This is a genomic window from Micromonospora sp. CMU55-4 (assembly GCF_011602315.1).
GTDB classification, from domain to species: Bacteria; Actinomycetota; Actinomycetes; order Mycobacteriales; family Micromonosporaceae; genus Micromonospora; species Micromonospora chalcea.
This window is the reverse complement of sequence record NZ_JAAOLH010000004.1, coordinates 82,816-99,723: the sequence shown is the minus strand read 5'-3', so window position 1 is coordinate 99,723 and position 16,908 is coordinate 82,816. Positions and strand designations below refer to the sequence as shown.

General features: G+C 73.5%; 7 protein-coding genes. 3 read left to right on the top strand and 4 right to left on the bottom strand.

Translation table 11 applies throughout. The features are described 5' to 3' along the window. Nucleotides 1–24 precede the first annotated feature (24 nt). Nucleotides 25–462, top strand: coding sequence for a cold-shock protein (locus HA073_RS08940; protein WP_069088288.1), 438 nt, complete (start codon nt 25–27; stop codon nt 460–462). Nucleotides 463–504: 42 nt separating this feature from the next. On the opposite strand, the gene HA073_RS08935 is transcribed toward HA073_RS08940, so the two are convergent. Beyond that, nucleotides 505–1,878 carry an AMP-binding protein gene (locus tag HA073_RS08935; protein ID WP_166456129.1) on the bottom strand — a complete coding sequence of 458 codons (1,374 nt, stop codon included), beginning with the start codon at nt 1,876–1,878 and terminating at the stop codon, nt 505–507. 1,272 nt (nt 1,879–3,150) lie between these two features. On the opposite strand from HA073_RS08935, the gene HA073_RS08930 reads away from it, so the two are divergent. Together HA073_RS08930 and HA073_RS31005 are read left to right on the top strand one after the other, a co-directional pair. After that, nucleotides 3,151–6,006, top strand: a complete 2,856-nt coding sequence (locus tag HA073_RS08930; RefSeq protein ID WP_113973084.1) for an AAA family ATPase — start codon at nt 3,151–3,153, stop codon at nt 6,004–6,006. A 513-nt stretch (nt 6,007–6,519) separates the two neighbouring features. Continuing rightward, nucleotides 6,520–9,342: a LuxR family transcriptional regulator gene (locus HA073_RS31005; RefSeq protein ID WP_166456128.1), complete on the top strand. Its 2,823-nt coding sequence runs from the start codon at nt 6,520–6,522 to the stop codon at nt 9,340–9,342. Nucleotides 9,343–9,449: 107 nt separating this feature from the next. Here the strand turns inward: HA073_RS31005 and HA073_RS08920 are convergent, their stop codons facing one another. The 3 genes from HA073_RS08920 to HA073_RS08910 all read right to left on the bottom strand — a co-directional run bounded on the left by HA073_RS08920 (nt 9,450) and on the right by HA073_RS08910 (nt 16,885). Then, complete coding sequence (locus HA073_RS08920) at nt 9,450–10,289, bottom strand: ABC transporter permease (RefSeq protein ID WP_043322806.1); 840 nt, start codon at nt 10,287–10,289, stop codon at nt 9,450–9,452. Further along, the gene (locus HA073_RS08915; protein ID WP_166456127.1) at nt 10,286–11,338 is read right to left on the bottom strand and encodes an ABC transporter ATP-binding protein; all 1,053 of its coding nucleotides are present in this window, start codon (nt 11,336–11,338) and stop codon (nt 10,286–10,288) included. Before HA073_RS08915 ends, HA073_RS08920 begins: the two co-directional genes overlap by 4 nt. An 87-nt stretch (nt 11,339–11,425) precedes the next feature. Next, nucleotides 11,426–16,885 (bottom strand): type I polyketide synthase, encoded by a 5,460-nt coding sequence (locus HA073_RS08910; RefSeq protein WP_166456126.1) that lies wholly within the window; start codon nt 16,883–16,885, stop codon nt 11,426–11,428. Nucleotides 16,886–16,908 lie beyond the last annotated feature (23 nt).

Below are 16,908 nucleotides of genomic sequence, written 5' to 3'. Positions count from 1 at the left end.
GCGGGGCACCTGGATTTGGGGCGGATGGACGCGGGAATGGCGATGCTCACTGGCAAAGTGGTGCGGTTCGACGAGGTGCGGGGCTACGGGTTCATCGCCCCGGACGACGGCAGCGACGACGTGTTCGTGCACGCGAACATGCTCGACGGCGACAAGTGGGCGCTGACGCCCGGCGTCCCGGTCGAGTACGACGCGGTGGAGACCGAGCGCGGGCCCAAGGCCGTGCTGGTGCGGGTGTCCGGCGTCACGGTCGGCGGCGGGCGCAGCAGGGACAGCGGACAGGCCACGGGCGGCGCGGAGGACGACGAGGGCCTGTGCGACGTCCTCTCCGAGCGGGCCTTCTCCGCGGAGACCACCGAGGCGCTGGTGACCTCCGTGTCGGACCTGACCGGAGCGCAGATCGTGGCGGTACGTGCGAGGATGCTGGAGCTGGCCCGGCGGCACGGCTGGGTGGAGGGCTGACCGTGGCGGGGGCGGGTCACCGCTGCCCCCTGTCCGGCCGGCTCAGCCGCCGGCGATCAGCAGGGACTTCCTGATCCGCCCGAAGGCGCTGCGCGGCAACTCGTCGACGAAGTGCACCCGCCGGGGGCGCTGGCCCGCCGAGAGGTACCGGCCGACGTGGTCGATGAGCACCTGCGCGGTCACCCCCTCGGCGACGACGTAGGCGGTGACCTGCTCGCCGAGCGCGTGGTGCGGCGTGCCGACGACGGCGGCGTCGCGCACGCCGGGGTGGCTCAGCAACGCCTCCTCGATCTGCCCGGCGGGCATCCGCCGGCCCCGGCTGTGCACCACGTCGAGCCCGCGTCGTCCGATGATCCGGTACGTGCCGTCGGGGGCCACGCTGGCCAGGTCGCCGGTGGCGTGCCAGCGACCGGCGGCGAGGCTCCGCCCGCCGACGTACCCGCTGAACAGCATCGGCCCGCAGACGCTCAGCTCGCCCGCCGACTGGCCGTCGGCCGGCACCGGCCGGTCCTCGCGGTCCAGCACGCGCGTCTCGACGCCGGGCAGGGGGGTGCCGACAGCGCCCGGCATCGTACGGTCGCCGGGGCGCCCGGTCAGCGCGACGAGCGTCTCGGTGGTGCCGTAGGCCTGCACCGGCCGGTGCGAGGTGAGCAGTCGGAGCCGTTCGGCCACGGCACGGGCCAGCGGGCCGTCCGCGGAAACGAGGATCCGCGCCGCGGACAGCGGCCGGGCCCGGTGGCCGTCCAGCGCTATCTTCGCCCACTGGTCGGGCGACGCCAGGTGCACGGAGCCGACCGGCCCGGTGCCGGCGTGGTCGAGGTGGACGAAACGGCTGCCGGCCCGCAGCGCGCCGAGCAGGCCGACGACCAGACCGTACGCCCGGAACAGCGGGGTGCCCTGGACGACCACGTCCTCCTCGCTCCAGTGCCACGCACGGGCCAGAAGGTCGAGGTCGGCGGCGATGGCGCGGCGCGAGATGCGCACCCCTCGTGGCGGCCCTGATGCGCCACCTGTGTAGAGGATGACGGCGTCGCTGCCCGGGGCGGGCTCGGGATGCCGCGTCGAGGCGTGTTCTCGCAGGTCGACCGGGATCGTGGACAGGCCGTCGGCCCCGGACGGGGCACGGCCGAGGATCACCGTCGCTCCGGACTGCCGCAGGATACGGCGGCGTTCGCGTTCGTCGGCGCCGGGAGGCAGCGGTACGAGCGGTGCCCCGGCGAGGAGGGCGCCGAGCATTCCGACCACCGCTTCCAGCGTCGGTGTGCCGTCGACCGCGACCGCGGTCGCGCCCCTGATCCGATCAGCGACGGCGGTGACGCAGCCCAGCAGGGCCTCGCTGGAGAGGGCTTCTCCGGCCACCGTGACCGCGTCGGCCCGATCCGCACCGAATCCACGCAGCACCGGCAGCAGTGTCATCTCCGCTATCCCCTGCGCGGGGCCGCAACGAGTCGCGGCGGCAGCTGGGACATCACGACGGCCACAGAACCCTTCAGGTCTCGGGCCTGCACGGCCCCATGTCCGGCTATCCAGACGGTGGAGACCGGGTGCCCCGAAATTAGGGCCGGGCTATCGTCGGGCACAACCCCTAGCCGCCGAGTCCGAATCCCCCTGTCCGGGCCTACTGGCCAGCTAGGACCGAATCCCGGCCGTCCTGACACAACGGCCGACACGAGCGCTCACTCCGGCTCGGCGAACAATGCAGAGGCCGCATTTGTCCTCAGCGAGCGAAAATCGACCGTAAAACGTCCTCCTCGATGCCCGGCAGCTCGCCGTCACGGCTTTATCGCATTGACGTGTGCCGCATGAGATCAGCCTTCGGGCCGGATGGGACCGCAGGCCTCCGCAACCAACGGGACACTCGGATTCATAATTCTTTTTCATACATAATCGCAGAATCTCCCAAACGTCCGAATCGTGGCCCGCCGACGCACACCAAGCCTCGACCGCCGGCAGGGCCGGACAGGCATCGATCGCAGTTCCGGCATCAATGCCTTACATCGCAACAATCGAGCGCCTCCGGCAATTGCCGGAGCCCCGACCGGACCCCACGGCCCCGCCCCGGGGGCGGACGACACCTCCACAGCAGCTTCCGGCACCACGCCCGCCCGCGCCGGGATCGGCACGGGCGAGGTCACGAACGCCGAGTTCAACGACGATGACGCCCAGCTCGACGCCTCCGCACGCCGCGACCGCGGCAGCTTCGAACCTTGCGGCGAGAGCGACCGGTAACGCCCGGACGTCGGATTAGCACGGAAGAGCCCATTCGCCAATCAGCAGGCGGGCCGAATAAGCGGAACCATCGGCTCAGGAGAGCGCTCTGTCACGGTACGGGACCAGCCGGCGACTTTCCGTCGCCACCCCCGGTCGGGTCACCCGAGACAAGTAACCCATGTTTGCCCATCCTTTACACAACTCGGCTTGCCGCCCAATTGCCCAACTGCCATACTCCCACCATCAAGCAGGTCGATAGGAAGTGTCGACCCCGAGAGAGCTGGGGAATTATCGCCGACGCACACGGGAACACGGCTCGCAGCAGCCAACCGGTCAAGTCGGTCGATGGCGCACCGGCAAAGCTCGACACCAGTCGATCCTTGCCGATAATGGAATGGGTCAAGAATTGCCGGTCTCCAATTTGGTCGAGCTGCCGGGCCGCACCGGGCACCCGGCCCTCCCCCGGAGGGGGCGGTGATGGAGCTGACCGAGCGTTCGAGCCAGCTCGGCCTGCTGGAGCGCCGACTCGCAGACCTGCTCCGCGGCGGCACCTCGCCGACCGACCGGCCGGTGACCGTGCTGACCGGCCCGGTCGGCTCCGGCAAGACCGCGCTCTCACAGGCCTTCGCCCGGCGCGCCTGCGACGCCGGAGCACGGGTCATCGGCGCGAGCGCCTCCCGCGCGGAGCGCAGCGTACCGCTGGAGGTCGTCCGGCAGCTCGTCCGCGCGGTGCCGTCGTGCGCCGCGGACGCCCCCGACATCCGGGCCCGCCTCGCCCGGCTGCTGGACGCGGGCGCCCTCGCATGGAGCGACGCCGATCCGGCGGACGCGGAGAACGCCCGGCTCACCGCCGCCATCGGGCGCGCCCTGCTCGAACTGACCTCGCGGGGGCCGCTGGTCATCGTGGTGGACGACATCCACCACGCGGACGTGCCGTCGCTGCGCTGTCTCGATTACGTGGCCCGGCGGCTCTCCGGCCTATCCGTGCTGATGGTCCTGACGGAGGCGCCACGCACCCGGCCGTGGCAGGCGGACGTGCACGCCGAGATGCTGCAACCGGCGAAGCTGCACCGCATCCGCCTGCCGCTGCTCACCGCCGAGGGGACGTTCCAGCTGCTCGCCCAGCGGCTCGACATCCCGCTCGCCCGCAGCATCGCCGAGGAGAGCCACCGGATCAGCGGCGGGAATCCGCTCCTGGTGCACGCGCTCGCCGATGACCAGGCAGCCGCGCCACGGTCCGCCGGCGCCCCGGCGGTCGGCGAGTCGTTCCGGGAGGCCGTGCTGAGCTGCCTGTACCGCTGCGACCGCCTGGTGCTCAACGCCGCCCGGGTGCTCGCCGTGACCGGCGAGCCGCTGCACGGCAGCCTGCTGCCGCATCTCGTCGACGCCCGGTTGCACCCCGCGCTGGGCGCTGTCGACAAGTCGACCAGCGCCGGGCTGATCGACGAACAGGGGTTGCGCCATCCGGCGGTGACCCAGGCCGTGATCGACGGGATGACCGCCGAGGAACGCGTACGGCTGCATCTGGGAGCAGCCCGCCTGCTGCACGACGACGGCGCGCCCCCGGCCCGGATCGCGCCGCACCTGGTGGACATCGGCGAGCTGGCCGAACCCTGGATGGCGCAGACCCTGCTGGACGCCGGCGAGCAGGCGCTGCTCGACGGCGAGGTGGAGACCGCCCTGCGGTACCTGCGCCGGGCGCACCGCAGTGGCGTCGGCGAGTGTCTGCGGGCGCGGATCCGCTCCGCGCTGGCGCGCGCCGAGTGGCGACTCGACCCGCAGGCCACGATCCCCCACCTGGTCAGCGTCGCCACCGCCATCCGGGCCGGGCACCTCGGCAGCCAACAGGCCGCCGGTCCCATCCAGTACCTCCTCTGGCACGGTGAGATCGACAAGGCCGTCGACCTGGTCAGGCACCTCAGCGAGCGGTCGGATCCCGCAGATCCGCAGTCCGTGGCCGAGCTGCTCATCATCACCGGCTGGATCTCGACGCTCTATCCCGGGGTCATGGTCGACCGGCCCGCGCCCGCCGTGGCCGCGCGGGATCCGCTCACGCTGGCCCGGGTCAAGCACGGGCTCAGCGGAGTCATCCTGCTGTCCGGCGTGCTGGCCCGGGGTGACGCGGGCGTGGTCGAGCAGGCCGAGCGGACACTGTCGACCACCGGGCCGGACGACGAACCGCACATGTGGAGGGTCATCTGCGCCCTCATCGCCATGATCTACGCCGACCAGCTCGACCTGGCCGACGACTGGTGCGACCGGCTGGACCGCCACCTCGCCACCCCGCACCACCCCACCCCCTCGGCCACGCTCACTGCCCTGCGGGCCGCCGTCGCCGGCCGGCTCGGCGACCTCCCCCGCGCCGGCAAGCTGGCCGACGAGGCACTGGGGCAGCTCTCGCCGAAAGGCTGGGGGGTGGTGATCGGGATACCTCTCGCCGTCCGGATACGGGCGCTGACCTATATGGACCAGCTCGACACGGCGGCCGCCTGCCTTCAGGTGCCGGTGCCGCCGGCGATCTTCGAGACCCCGCTCGGGCTGCACTACCTGCACGCCCGCGGGACGCACGCCCTCGCCGCGGGAAGCCCCGAGGCCGCGCTGGCCGACTTCCAGCTCTGCGGGCAGCTGATGCAGCGGTGGCAGCTGGACTTCTCGGGCCTGGTGCCGTGGCGTACCGAGTCGGCTCGGGCACTGCTCCGGATGGGCCGCCGTCTGCAGGCGCGCAAGCTGGTGCGCGACGAGTTGGCCCGGCTGCGGCCCGTCCATGTCCGGTACCGGGCCGCGGCCCTGCGGGTTCTGGCCGCGACCGAGGAGGGACAGGAACGGATCCCGCACCTGCGCAGCGCCGTACGGCTGCTGCGGCAGTGCGGCGACCGGATGGAACTGGCGCACAACCTTGCCGACCTCGGTCACGCCTACGAGCAGGCCGGCGACCGGCGGCAGGCCCGCGCCGCGACCCGGTCGGCCCGGGCTCTCGCGGAGGAGTGCGGCATCCCGACGTTGTGGCCCAGCGCCCTGTCCACCAGGGACGGCGCCACCGGCAGCCGGGCGGATGCGGCGGTCCTGGTCCAAGGCCTGACGGACACCGAATCCAGGATGGCCACCCTGGCCGCCCAGGGTCACACCAATCGTGAGATCGCCGAGAAGCTCTTCCTGACGGTCAGCGCGATCGAACAGCGGATGACGCGCATCTACCGGAAGCTGGACGTCAACTCGCGCGGCGAACTCGCCGGACGGCTACGGTTCGACCGCTCCGGCACGACGGTGCTGGATCCGCTGACGCGGGGCACGGACCCCCCGGGCGGCCGTCCGTCCGGCCCTCGGCCGCGCTGATCCCGGTCGGGCTTCCGCACGGAACAGCCGACGGGCGTCACGCGACCGTCACCCTCGCCGACCGTCGCGAAGAGTTCGCTCACCACCACTGTGGGTACCATCGGCGTGCGCCGGGAGTCGCGGTGTGGCACCATCGAGCCGTACGCCCCGGCACCAGCCGCTCACCGGCGTGTCGCCTCCCTTGGGCCGATCGGCTCCAACACCCATCACCCCGAACCGCGCAACCCCTAAATGCCTTCCGGGGCCCGCAGGTTTGGGTGCGAAACGATGGGGTCTCACGCCCGTTGTCGCACCATCATGCCGGTGCCAGACTCGCCTCGACACGCGGACCGTACGGCGAGAAGACCGGTCCGACGAAGGATTTCAGGTCCACCCGGCGTGGCCGCCCGGCGCGCTCCACCCCTACCCGTCGAGACGCGGGCGGAGGGGCGGCTGTCTCCGGCAGGGGTGGCGGTGTCGGGCCGCACCGGCGTTTCCAGGCCCGCGCCGCGTACAAGGAGGGCTTACGCGCAGGTGTTGGTTCAGCAAGAGGAACAGATCACCCGTCTGCGGCGCGTGTTCCACGCGTGCGAAGAGCAGCAGCGCGGACACGTCGCGCTGGTCACCGGTGCCGTGGGCAGCGGCAAGACCAGCCTGCTGGAGTCGTTCGGCGAGTGGACGGCCGGCTCCCGCGGGCAGGTGATGAGCGCGACCGGCTCGCGGGCGGAGCGCGGTCTCCACCTGGGAGTCGTCGGGCAGCTGTTCCACAGTGCACGACTCGCCCCGGAGGCCGCCGCCCACGTCGGGAAGCTGCTGCGCGACGCCACCTCCGCGGTGCCGTTGCCCGAAGTCGGCGGCGAGGCCTCCGACGTAGACCGGGCCTGGGCACCCCTGCTGCACGGCCTCTTCACCACCCTGATCGACCTGACGGCCAACGGGCCCCTGGTCCTCCTCGTCGACGACGTGCACCACGCGGACCCGGCCTCGCTGCACTGCCTGCTCTACGTGACCCGGCGGCTGCGCCACGCCCGGATCATGGTCGTGTTCGCGGAGGCGTCGACGCTGCGCCCGCCGCACCAGCTGTTCCGCGCCGAGCTGCTCAGCCAGCCGCACTTCTCCCGGATCGGCCTGCCACCACTGACCGTCGACGCCGTCGCCCGGCTGGTCGAGGGCGCCGTCGACGACGCAGACACCCGCAGGACCGCGGAACACTACGTACGGATGACCGGAGGCAATCCACTGCTCACCCGGGCGCTGCTCGACGAACGGGCCGGTGGCGGGGGCAGCGACCACGACCTTCCGTCCGTCGGTGACGCGTTCGACCAGGCCGTGCTCGGGTGCCTTTACCGCCACGAGCCCGGGGTACGCCGGGTGGCCCAGGCGCTCGCCGTGCTCGACCGGCCCGCGTCGGCCGAACTGCTCGGCCACCTCCTCGACGTGATGCCCGCGACCACGGTCCCGGCGGTGCGGGTGTTGCGTACCTCGGGTCTGATGGAGTCCGACCAGCTACGCCACTCGCGTATCCTGCACTCGATCCTCGCTGACATGTCGGCCGACGAGCGGCGCGCCCTGCACCAGCGGGCCGCCGAGGTGCTGCACGACCGCGGCGCCGAGGCGAGCGTGGTAGCCGAGCACCTCGTGGCCGCCGGTGCGACGGTGGCCGGCTGGCGGGTACCGGTGCTCCAGGACGCCGCCGGTCACGCGCTCTCGTCCGGCCGGCCCGACGTCGCGGCGGCCTGCCTGCGGCTGCTCGCCAGCGCGCCGGTGGACGAGCGGCAACGCACCGCCACCACCGAGATGCTGGTGAATGCCCGCTGGCAGCTAAACCCGTTGACGGTGAACGGGCAGCTGACGGAGCTGGTGCAGACGGCGCGCGCCGCCGGCTGGTCCACCGATGCGAGCCTCTCCGCGGTGCCGTACCTGCTCTGGCAGGGCCGCGTCGACGAGGCTGTTGAGGCCGTCAGCGGCTTCTCGGCGGACGAGGAGCAGGCTCCGGCCACCCCGCCCGGCCGCCTGCGGATCATGCAGCTTCTGGTCTCCCTCTCCCACCCGGACCACCTGGCGAGCGTACGGCAGACGCCGGCCACCTGGAGCCGCGCGGCCGGCGCCCCGACCACCGTCAGCCCGCTCCTGCAGGCGGTCACGGTGCTCGGCACCGCGCTGACGCCGACCGCCGACAACGACACGGCGCCGACCGCCGAGCAGATCCTGCAGCGCCACCACACGGACGACGGCGCCCTCGGCCTGCTGACCGCGCCCCTGCTGGCGCTGCTCTGGGCCGGCCGGTCGGACCGGGCCGTGGTCTGGGGCGACGTGCTGCTCGACCGGCCGGTGGTTCAGCACGCGCCGGGCTGGCGGGCGGTGATCCGGGCGATCCGGGCGGAGGCAGCCCTGCGCGTCGGCGATCTGCCCGGTGCCGAGCACCACGCCCGCGCGGCCCTGGAGGACATGCCAGCCCCCGCCTGGGGAGTGGCGATCGCCGGACCGCTGTCCACCCTGATCGCGTCCGCGACGGAGTCGGGCCGGTTCGCCGAGGCCGACCGGTGGCTGGCCCACCCGACCCCGCCCGGCATCTTCCGCACCCCATTGGGCCTGCACTACCTGGCCGCACGCGGCCGGCACCACCTGGCCGTACGCCGGCCGCACGCCGCCACCACCGACCTGCGGCGCTGCGGCGAGCTGATGCGCACGTGGGGGATCGACGCGGCCGGACTGGTGCCGTGGCGGCTGGAGCTGGCCCGGGTGCAGCTCAGCGTCGGCAACAAGACGCAGGCCATGCAGCTCCTGCAGGAGCAACTGCGGGTGCCGCACGGGGTCGACGACCGGACCCGGGGCCGTACGCTGCGCCTGCTCGCCACCACCGCCGCCCAGGACCACCGGCGCAAGCTGCTCTCCGAAGCGGTCAACCTGCTCCAGTCCAGCGGCGACCGGTTGGAGCTCGTCCGCGCCCTCGGCGACACCGGTCAGACGCTGCAGCGCGCCGGAGACTCCGCCCGCGCCCGGCTGCTCGTCCGCCGCGCCTACCAGCTCGCGCAGGACTGCGGGGCGTCGGTGCTGGCTCAGCGGCTGATCCGCCGGGAGCCGGGCAGTGGACTGCCGGCGTACCCGGCCGCCGCCGAACTCCAGGAACCGGACGACGGGCTGAGCGACGCCGAGCGGCGCGTTGCCGCGCTGGCCGCACACGGCCACACCAACCGCCAGATCTCCAGCAAGCTCTTCATCACGGTGAGCACTGTCGAGCAGCACCTGACCCGGGTCTACCGCAAGCTCGACGTGAAGCGCCGGACCGACCTGCCGTCCCGGCTCGTCGTGTACGCCGAGACGCTGGCCGACGAGGCACAGAGCGCCACGTCCTGACGGCTGTCGCAGGGGCGCGGTGACCACCGCCCCCTGCGACACGGGGCGAAAGCGAGGGCCCGAACCGCAGATGCGGTTCGGGCCCTCGGCGGATCGTGTCCGGGCGGTCAGTCCATGGCGCGGCGCATGAAGCCACGCATGCCGATCGCCGAGAACACCACGAAGACCCCGGTGAGGACACACATGCACAGCCAGAGCGGCAGCGACTCGACCCCCGGCGGGCCGACGAGCGACCGGGTCGCCTCGCTGATGTAGGTCAGCGGGTTCAGCGAACAGATCACCTGATACCAGCGCAGCGAGTCCAGGCCGAGCAGCGGGAACTGGGTGGCGCCGGTGAACATGATCGGGGTCATCACCACGGTGAACATGATCTGGATGTGCTGCGTGGGCACCAGGGTGCCGAAGGCGAGACCGACCGCCGCGCCGACCAGCGCGCCGATCGCCAACACCCCGACCACCTTGAGCACCACCGCCCAGGGCCAGGTGACGCCGAGCATGAGCATGCCGACCGGGATCAGCACCACACCGGCGATCAGGCCACGGATGCCCCCGAAAACGATCTTCTCCAGCGCCACCAGCGGGGTCGCCATGGGCGCCAGGAGGCGGTCCTCGATCTCCCGGGTGAAGGAGAAGTCCATCATCATCGGCAGCGCGGTGTTCTCCAGGCCGATCAGGAAGGCGTTCAGCGCGATGACGCCGGGCAGCAGCACGTTGGAGAAGTCGTCGCTGGCGTAGCCCAGGTCGCTGAGCACCTTGCCGAAGATCAGCAGCATGAACAGCGGCTGGATGAAGACCTGGAGCAGGAAGCCGATCAGCTCCCGGCCGGTGACGAACAGGTCACGCGAGAGCACCGCGCGGAAGGTGGCGAGCTGGTCCAGCGCGCGCACCGGCGGCGGCGCCGCGGGCGGTGACGGCGCGGACGGGGGGGCGGGGGCGGTGACGCTCACCGAAGTTCCCTTCCGGTCAGGTGGATGAAGACATCTTCCAGACTGGGCTGGCCGATGTTGAGGTCACGAACCTCGCAACCCAGGTCGGCGAGGATCTTCATCGCCATCGGGATGGCGTTGGCCGGCTGACCGCTGGTGTATACCCGGAAGGACAGGGGGGCGTCCGAGTCGGCGGGCGCGTCCGGGACCGGGGCGGGCATCGGCATCGCCGGCATGCCGGGAAACGCCGGCGCGGCGACGGGCGCCTTGGCGGTCATCTTGAAGTGTTCCACCTGCTCCACGTCGGGGATCGCATCGAGCGCGGCCCGCACCTCCTCGGCGGAGGCGCCGGGGGTCACCACGAGGGTCAGGGTGCTGCTGCCCGGCAGCGTACGGGTCAGCGCGGACGGCGTGTCCATGGTGAGCAGCTTGCCGTGGTCGACGATGCCGACCCGGTCGCAGAGCTTCTCCGCCTCGTCCATGTCGTGCGTGGTGACCACCACTGTCACGCCGTCCCGTTTCAGCTCGGCGATCCGGTCGTGCACGAAGAGCCGGGACTGCGGGTCGAGGCCCGCCGACGGCTCGTCGAGGAAGAGCACCCGGGGCGAGTGCATCAGCGCGCGGGCGATCATCGTCCGCTGGGCGAGGCCGCCCGACAGGAAGTCGGTGCGGTGGTTCGCGAAGTCCTTGAGCCCCATCTGGTCCAGCAACTCGTCCGCCCGCCGGATGCGCTGCGCCCGGGGCACCCGGTGGTAGGCCGCGTGGAACAGCAGGTTCTGCCGGACGGTCAGCGCCCGGTCCAGGTTCACCCGCTGCGGTACGACCGCCAGCAACTGCCGGGCGGCGGCGGGCGAGCCGATCACGTCCGCGCCGCACACCCGGGCCCGGCCCGAGGTGGCCCGCACCCGTGTGGTCAGCACCCCGATCGTCGTCGTCTTGCCCGCACCGTTCGGCCCGAGCAGGCCGAAGACCTCACCGGCGGCGACGGAGAAACTCAGCCCGTCCACCGCCGGTGGCATGTTGGGCTGGTACCGCTTGACCAGCTCCGTGACCACCACTGCCTCGTCCACGTCGTCATGCTCCGTCCTGGAACGTCGGTCCGATAGATGTATGTGTGCCGATAGGGGGCGCTAGGGGCACGCCAGGGGCGGAACCGGTCACAGACCCCGCGCGGCCAGCCAGCGCTGGACCGTGCCGGCGAGTTCCGGCCCCCGGTCGGCGACCATGCTGAAGTGGTCGCCGGCCGCGTCGACAGCCTCGTGCGGGTAGGGCCAGCGCGACCGCCAGCCGTCCGGTTCGCCGTCCCACTCCCCCAGCGGCTCGGTGGCCCGCACCAGCAGGGTCGCCGCCGCCATCTCGGTCGGCTGCCAGTCCAGGAACAGCGGCAGGTAGCCCGCCCACGCCGTCGTCCGCCAGTCGTCCATCGGCGTGTACGCGGTGTCCCGGTCGATCATCCCGTCGAGAAGCTGCGGCACCCACCCGCCGAGCACCTCGCTGTCGGCCGGGTAGGTGTCCATGAGCACCACCGCGTCCGGCGGGCGGCCCTGGCGTTCCAGCTCCCCGGCGAGCAGGTTGGCCACCATCGCACCACCGGAGTGACCGGCCACCACGAACGGGCCGGCACCGACGGTACGCAGCACCGTGTCGGCGTGCACCCGCAGCAGCGCGTCGAGGTCGGCGGGAAGCTCCTCGCCCACGCCGAACCCGGGGTTGGGCAGGGCCCACACGTCACGTACGCCCCGGAAGCCGGCGGCCAGCCGGGCGTACTCGTGCGCGCCGGAGAGCAGCGACATCGTGCAGCAGCACACCAACTGCGCCCGGGCGCCGCCCTCGGCCAGCCGGAGGATACCGGCCGGGCGGGTGAGCTGCGCAGGCTCGCGGAAGCGGGGGCGGAACTGGGCGAGTTTGACCAGCAGTTCGGCATACCCGGCCGGGTCCTCGCGCGCCTTCGGCTGGTTGAACAACCCGCCGAGCAGTCCGCCGCCGGCACTCTCCCCGGCAGGTCCACCGGCGTCGTCCGCGCCGAGGAGCTGGCCGAGCAGGTGAACGGCCAGCGCCGTAGGGGTGGGGTGGTCGAAGAGCAGGGTCGCCGACAGCTCTACCGCGGTCTCCTGGCGCAGCGCGTCGCGCAGTTCCAGTGCGGTCAGCGAGTCGAAGCCGAGTTCCAGGAAGTCCCGGTCGGCCTCGACCGCGTTGGGCGAGGCGTGCCCGAGGACGGTGGCCGCCCGCGCCCGGACCAGGTCCAGCAGGATCCGGTGCCGGTCGCCGGCCGGAACGCCGGCCAGCCGCTCGCGCAGCGCGCGGGCGGGATCGGTCGCGGCGTCGCCGGCCCCCGGCTCCGCGCCGGCCGTCGCCTCGGGCACGCCGCGCAGTAGCGCGCTGGGCCGTACGGCGGTGAAGGCCGGCACGAACGCGGGCCAGTCGAGGTCGGCCACGGCCAGTTGGTCGTCGCCGCGGACCAGAGCCTGCCCCAGCGCGGACAGGGCCACGTCGGCGGGCAGCGGCCGGACCCCCCGGCGGCGCAACTGCGCCGCGTCGGTGATCTCGTCCGCCCAGGGCACCCACGCGACGACGGTGGCCGGGCGGCCGGCGGCACGCCAGCCCGCGGCCAGCGCCGCCAGCCCTGCGCCCACGGCGGCGGCGACCGCCGCTCCCCCGCTGCCCCAGACGGCGGCCGTCGAGGCGAAGACGACGAACTCGTCGACCGGCAGGCCGGCGCAGGCCCGCCCGAGCAGTTCCACGGCGGCGGTACGGGCGGCCACGGCGTCGGCCAGCTCGTGCGGGTCCAGCACCGCCACCGGGTCGCCGGCGCCGTCGGAGTCGGCGATGTGCAGGACGGTGCGGATCTCGCTGCCGGTGGCGGCCAGCCGGTCCAGCACCTCGGGCAGCCCGTCCAGGTCGCCGACGGCGGTGACTGTGACGTCCGGGCCGGGCGGGTCGGCATCCGCCACCGGCCCCACGAGGACGAGGTGCGACGCGCCGCGCTCGGCGAGCCAGCGCAGCAGGTGCGGGGTACGCACCTGCGCGGACCCGTGCACCAGGACCGCGCCGCGGGGCCGCCAGTCCGTATCGGTGGCGCCGGCCGGGGCCCGGCGGAGCCGCCGGGCATACACCCCGCCGGCGCGTACCGCCACCTGGTCCTCGTCGCCGCCGGACGCGACGACCCGGGCGAGCGCGGCGAGCGCGACGTCGTCCGGCTCCGCCGGCAGGTCGACCAGCCCGCCCCACACGCGCGGCTGCTCCAGCGCCAGCACCCGGCCCAGGCCCCAGAGGTACGCCCCGGCCACGCCGGGAGCGGCGTCGTGCGCGTCGACGGCCACCGCGCCCCGGGTCACGGTCCACATCGGCGTGCCGTTCCCCGCAGCGGCGAGGGCCCGCACCAGCGCGGCCGTCCCGGCGAGCGCGCCGGTTCCCGCGCCGGCCGCCGGGTCCTCCGCCGCCAGCAGCGAGACCACGACCGACCAGGTGCCGTCGGCGAGCGAGGCCCGGGCGACGGCGTCCAGGTCGTCTCCGACCGTGACCAGCGTCGGCTCCAGGCCCTCGGCGCGCAGCACGGTGAGCACCGCGGTGGCGTCGGTGCCGGCCCCGGCCACCAGCAGGCATCGGCCGGTCGGCGTGGTACGGGCCGGGGACAGGTCGACGCGTTCCCAGTCGGCGCGGTAGCGCAGCCCGTCCAGCTCCGATCCGCGACGCCGCCGGTCCCGGTAGGAGGCGAGGGCGGGCAGCACGTCGGCGAGCGCGTCCTGCCGGTCGGCGGGCAGGCCGAGCTCGGCGGCCAGCTCGGCCGGTCGTCCCTGCGCCACGGCCGCCCAGAACTCCTCGTCCTCTCCGGTCGCGGCGGACGGGACGAGATCCACTGTGGGCGGGTCCGGCCAGAAACGCTCGCGGTGGAAGGCGTAGGTGGGCAGCTCGACGCGCGCGGCGTCGCTGCCGTCGAAGGGAGCCGCCCAGTCGACCCCGGCACCGCGCAGGTCGACCGCGGCCAGCGCGCCGAGCAGCGTGGTCGCCTCCGGCTGGTCCCGGCGGGCGAGCGGCACGAAGGCCGCCGGTTCCATGTCGGGCAGGCACTCCCGGGCCAGCACGGTCAGGGCGCTGTCGGGGCCGAGTTCCACGAAGGTTCCGACGCCGCCGGCGGCGAGGGTGGCGACGCCCGCGTGGAAACGGACGGTGTCCCGGACGTGGTCGACCCAGTAGCCCGGGTCCGTGGCCTGGGCGGCGGTGAGCGGCTCGCCGGTGCGGTCGGAGACGATCGGAAGGTTCGGCGGGTGCCACGCGACCTTCTCCGCGACGATCCGGAAGTCGGCCAGCATGGCGTCCATCCGGGCGGAGTGGAACGCGTGGCTGACCCGCAGCCGACGGGACCGCCGGTCCTCGGCGGACAGCCGCCGCCCGGCCGCGAGCACGGCCTCCTCGTCGCCGGAGAGCACCACCGACCGGGGGCCGTTCACGGCGGCCAGGGACACCCGCTCGTCGAGCAGCGGGACCACCTCCGCCTCGGACGCCTGCACCGCCAGCATCGCCCCGCCGGGCGGCAACTGCTGCATGAGCCGGGCCCGGGCGGCCACCAGGGTCGCCGCGTCGGCCAGCGACAGCACCCCGGCGACGTGTGCCGCGGCCAGCTCGCCGACCGAGTGGCCGAGCAGGAACTGCGGGCGTAGCCCCCAGGCCGTGACCAGCCGGTATGCGGCGACCTCGTAGGCGAACAGCGCCGGCTGGGTGAACTCGGTACGGTCCAGCAGATCCGCGCCGGGCGAGTCGGCCTCGGCGAAGACCACCTCCCGCAGCGGCCGGCTCAAGTGCCGGTTCAGCTCCCCGGCCACCTCGTCGAAGGCGGCGGCGAAGACCGGGAACCGGCGGCACAGCTCGGCGCCCATGCCGAGGCGCTGGGCACCCTGCCCGGTGAAGAGGAACGCGACCTTGCCGGCCGGGCGGGCCACGCCTCGCACCACGCCGGGGGTGTCGCGCTCCTCGGCGACCGCGTGCAGGCCGGCCCGCAGCGCGTCGCGGTCCCCGCCGATCACCGCTGCCCGGTACGGCAGGGCCGCCCGGGTGGTGACCAGCGAGTACGCCACGTCGGCGGGGGTCAGATCGGGGTGATCGGCCAGATGCGCCAGCAGCCGCCGCGCCTGCCCGGCCAGGGCCGGTGCGGAGCGGGCCGAGACGATCCACGGTACCGGCGGGGCGGGCGTACCGGCCGGCCGGACGTCGTCGGTGTCCGTCGCGGCGGCCTGCTCGATGACGACGTGTGCGTTGGTGCCGCTGATGCCGAACGCGGAGACCGCGGCCCGGCGTGGCTGCCCGGTCTCCGGCCATGGCTGCGGGCCGGTCAGCAGGGACACCGCCCCGGCCGACCAGTCGACGTGCGGGGTGGGCTCGTCCACGTGCAGCGTGGGCGGCAGCACCCCGTGCCGCATCGCCAGCACCATCTTCATCACCCCGGCCACACCCGCCGCCGCCTGGGTGTGCCCGATGTTCGACTTCACCGAGCCGAGCCACAACGGCCGATCCGCGGACCGACCCTGCCCATACGTTGCGATCAGCGCCTGCGCCTCGATCGGGTCACCCAACGTGGTGCCCGTACCGTGCGCCTCGACGACATCGACCTGGTCGGCACCCAGCCCCGCGTTCGCCAGAGCCTGCCGGATCACCCGGCGCTGCGACGGGCCGTTCGGAGCGGTCAGCCCGCTGCTCGCACCGTCCTGGTTGACGGCGCTGCCGCGCAGCACGGCGAGGACCGGGTGGCCGTTGCGGCGGGCGTCGGAGAGCCGCTCGACGAGCAGCATGCCGGCCCCCTCGGACCAGCCGGTGCCGTCGGCGGCGGCGGCGAACGACTTGCACCGGCCGTCGGTGGACAGGCCCCGCTGCCGGGAGAACTCCACGAAGACGGTCGGGGTGGCCATCACCGACACCCCGCCGACCAGCGCCATCGTGCATTCGCCCAGCCGCAGCGCCTGGCAGGCGAGGTGCAGCGCGACCAGCGACGAGCTGCACGCGGTGTCCACGGTGACCGCCGGCCCCTCCAGCCCGAGAGCGTAGGAGATCCGGCCGCTCGCCACGGCTGCGGCGCTGCCGGTGCCGAGGTAGCCCTCGACGCCGCCGGTGACCCCGGTGAGCAGGGCCGCGTAGTCACCCTGGCTGCTGGTGGCCGCGTAGACACCGGTGGGCGCGCCGCGCAGCCGGGTGGGGTCGATGCCGGCCCGCTCGAACGCCTCCCAGGCGGTCTCCAGCAGCAGCCGCTGCTGCGGGTCCATGGCGAGGGCCTCGCGGGGGCTGATGCCGAAGAACGCCGGGTCGAAGTCCCCGGCGGAGTAGAGGAACCCGCCCTCACGCACGTACGACGTGCCCCGGCTGTCGGGGTCGGGGTCCGGGTCGTAGAGCGCGCCCAGGTTCCAGCCCCGGTCGTCCGGGAACGCCGACATCGCGTCGCCGCCGGCGGCCACCAGGTCCCACAGTTGCTCGGGTGACCCGACACCGCCGGGGAACCGGCAGCTCATGCCGATGATCGCCACCGGTTCGCTGAGCGCGGCGGTGAGCTGCTGGTTCTGCTGCTTGAGCTTCTGGTTGTCGAGCAGGGACGCACGCAGCGCGCCGACGACCTCGTCCAGGGAAACATTCATCGGGCGCTCCTCAGGGCCGGCCG

Excerpts from the sequence above, each read along its gene's own strand:
- HA073_RS08910 (WP_166456126.1), bottom strand. The coding sequence starts at position 16,885 with ATGAATGTTTCCCTGGACGAGGTCGTCGGCGCGCTGCGTGCGTCCCTG.
- HA073_RS08940 (WP_069088288.1), top strand. The coding sequence starts at position 25 with ATGGACGCGGGAATGGCGATGCTCACTGGCAAAGTGGTGCGGTTCGAC.
- HA073_RS08930 (WP_113973084.1), top strand. The coding sequence starts at position 3,151 with ATGGAGCTGACCGAGCGTTCGAGCCAGCTCGGCCTGCTGGAGCGCCGA.
- HA073_RS08935 (WP_166456129.1), bottom strand. The coding sequence starts at position 1,878 with ATGACACTGCTGCCGGTGCTGCGTGGATTCGGTGCGGATCGGGCCGAC.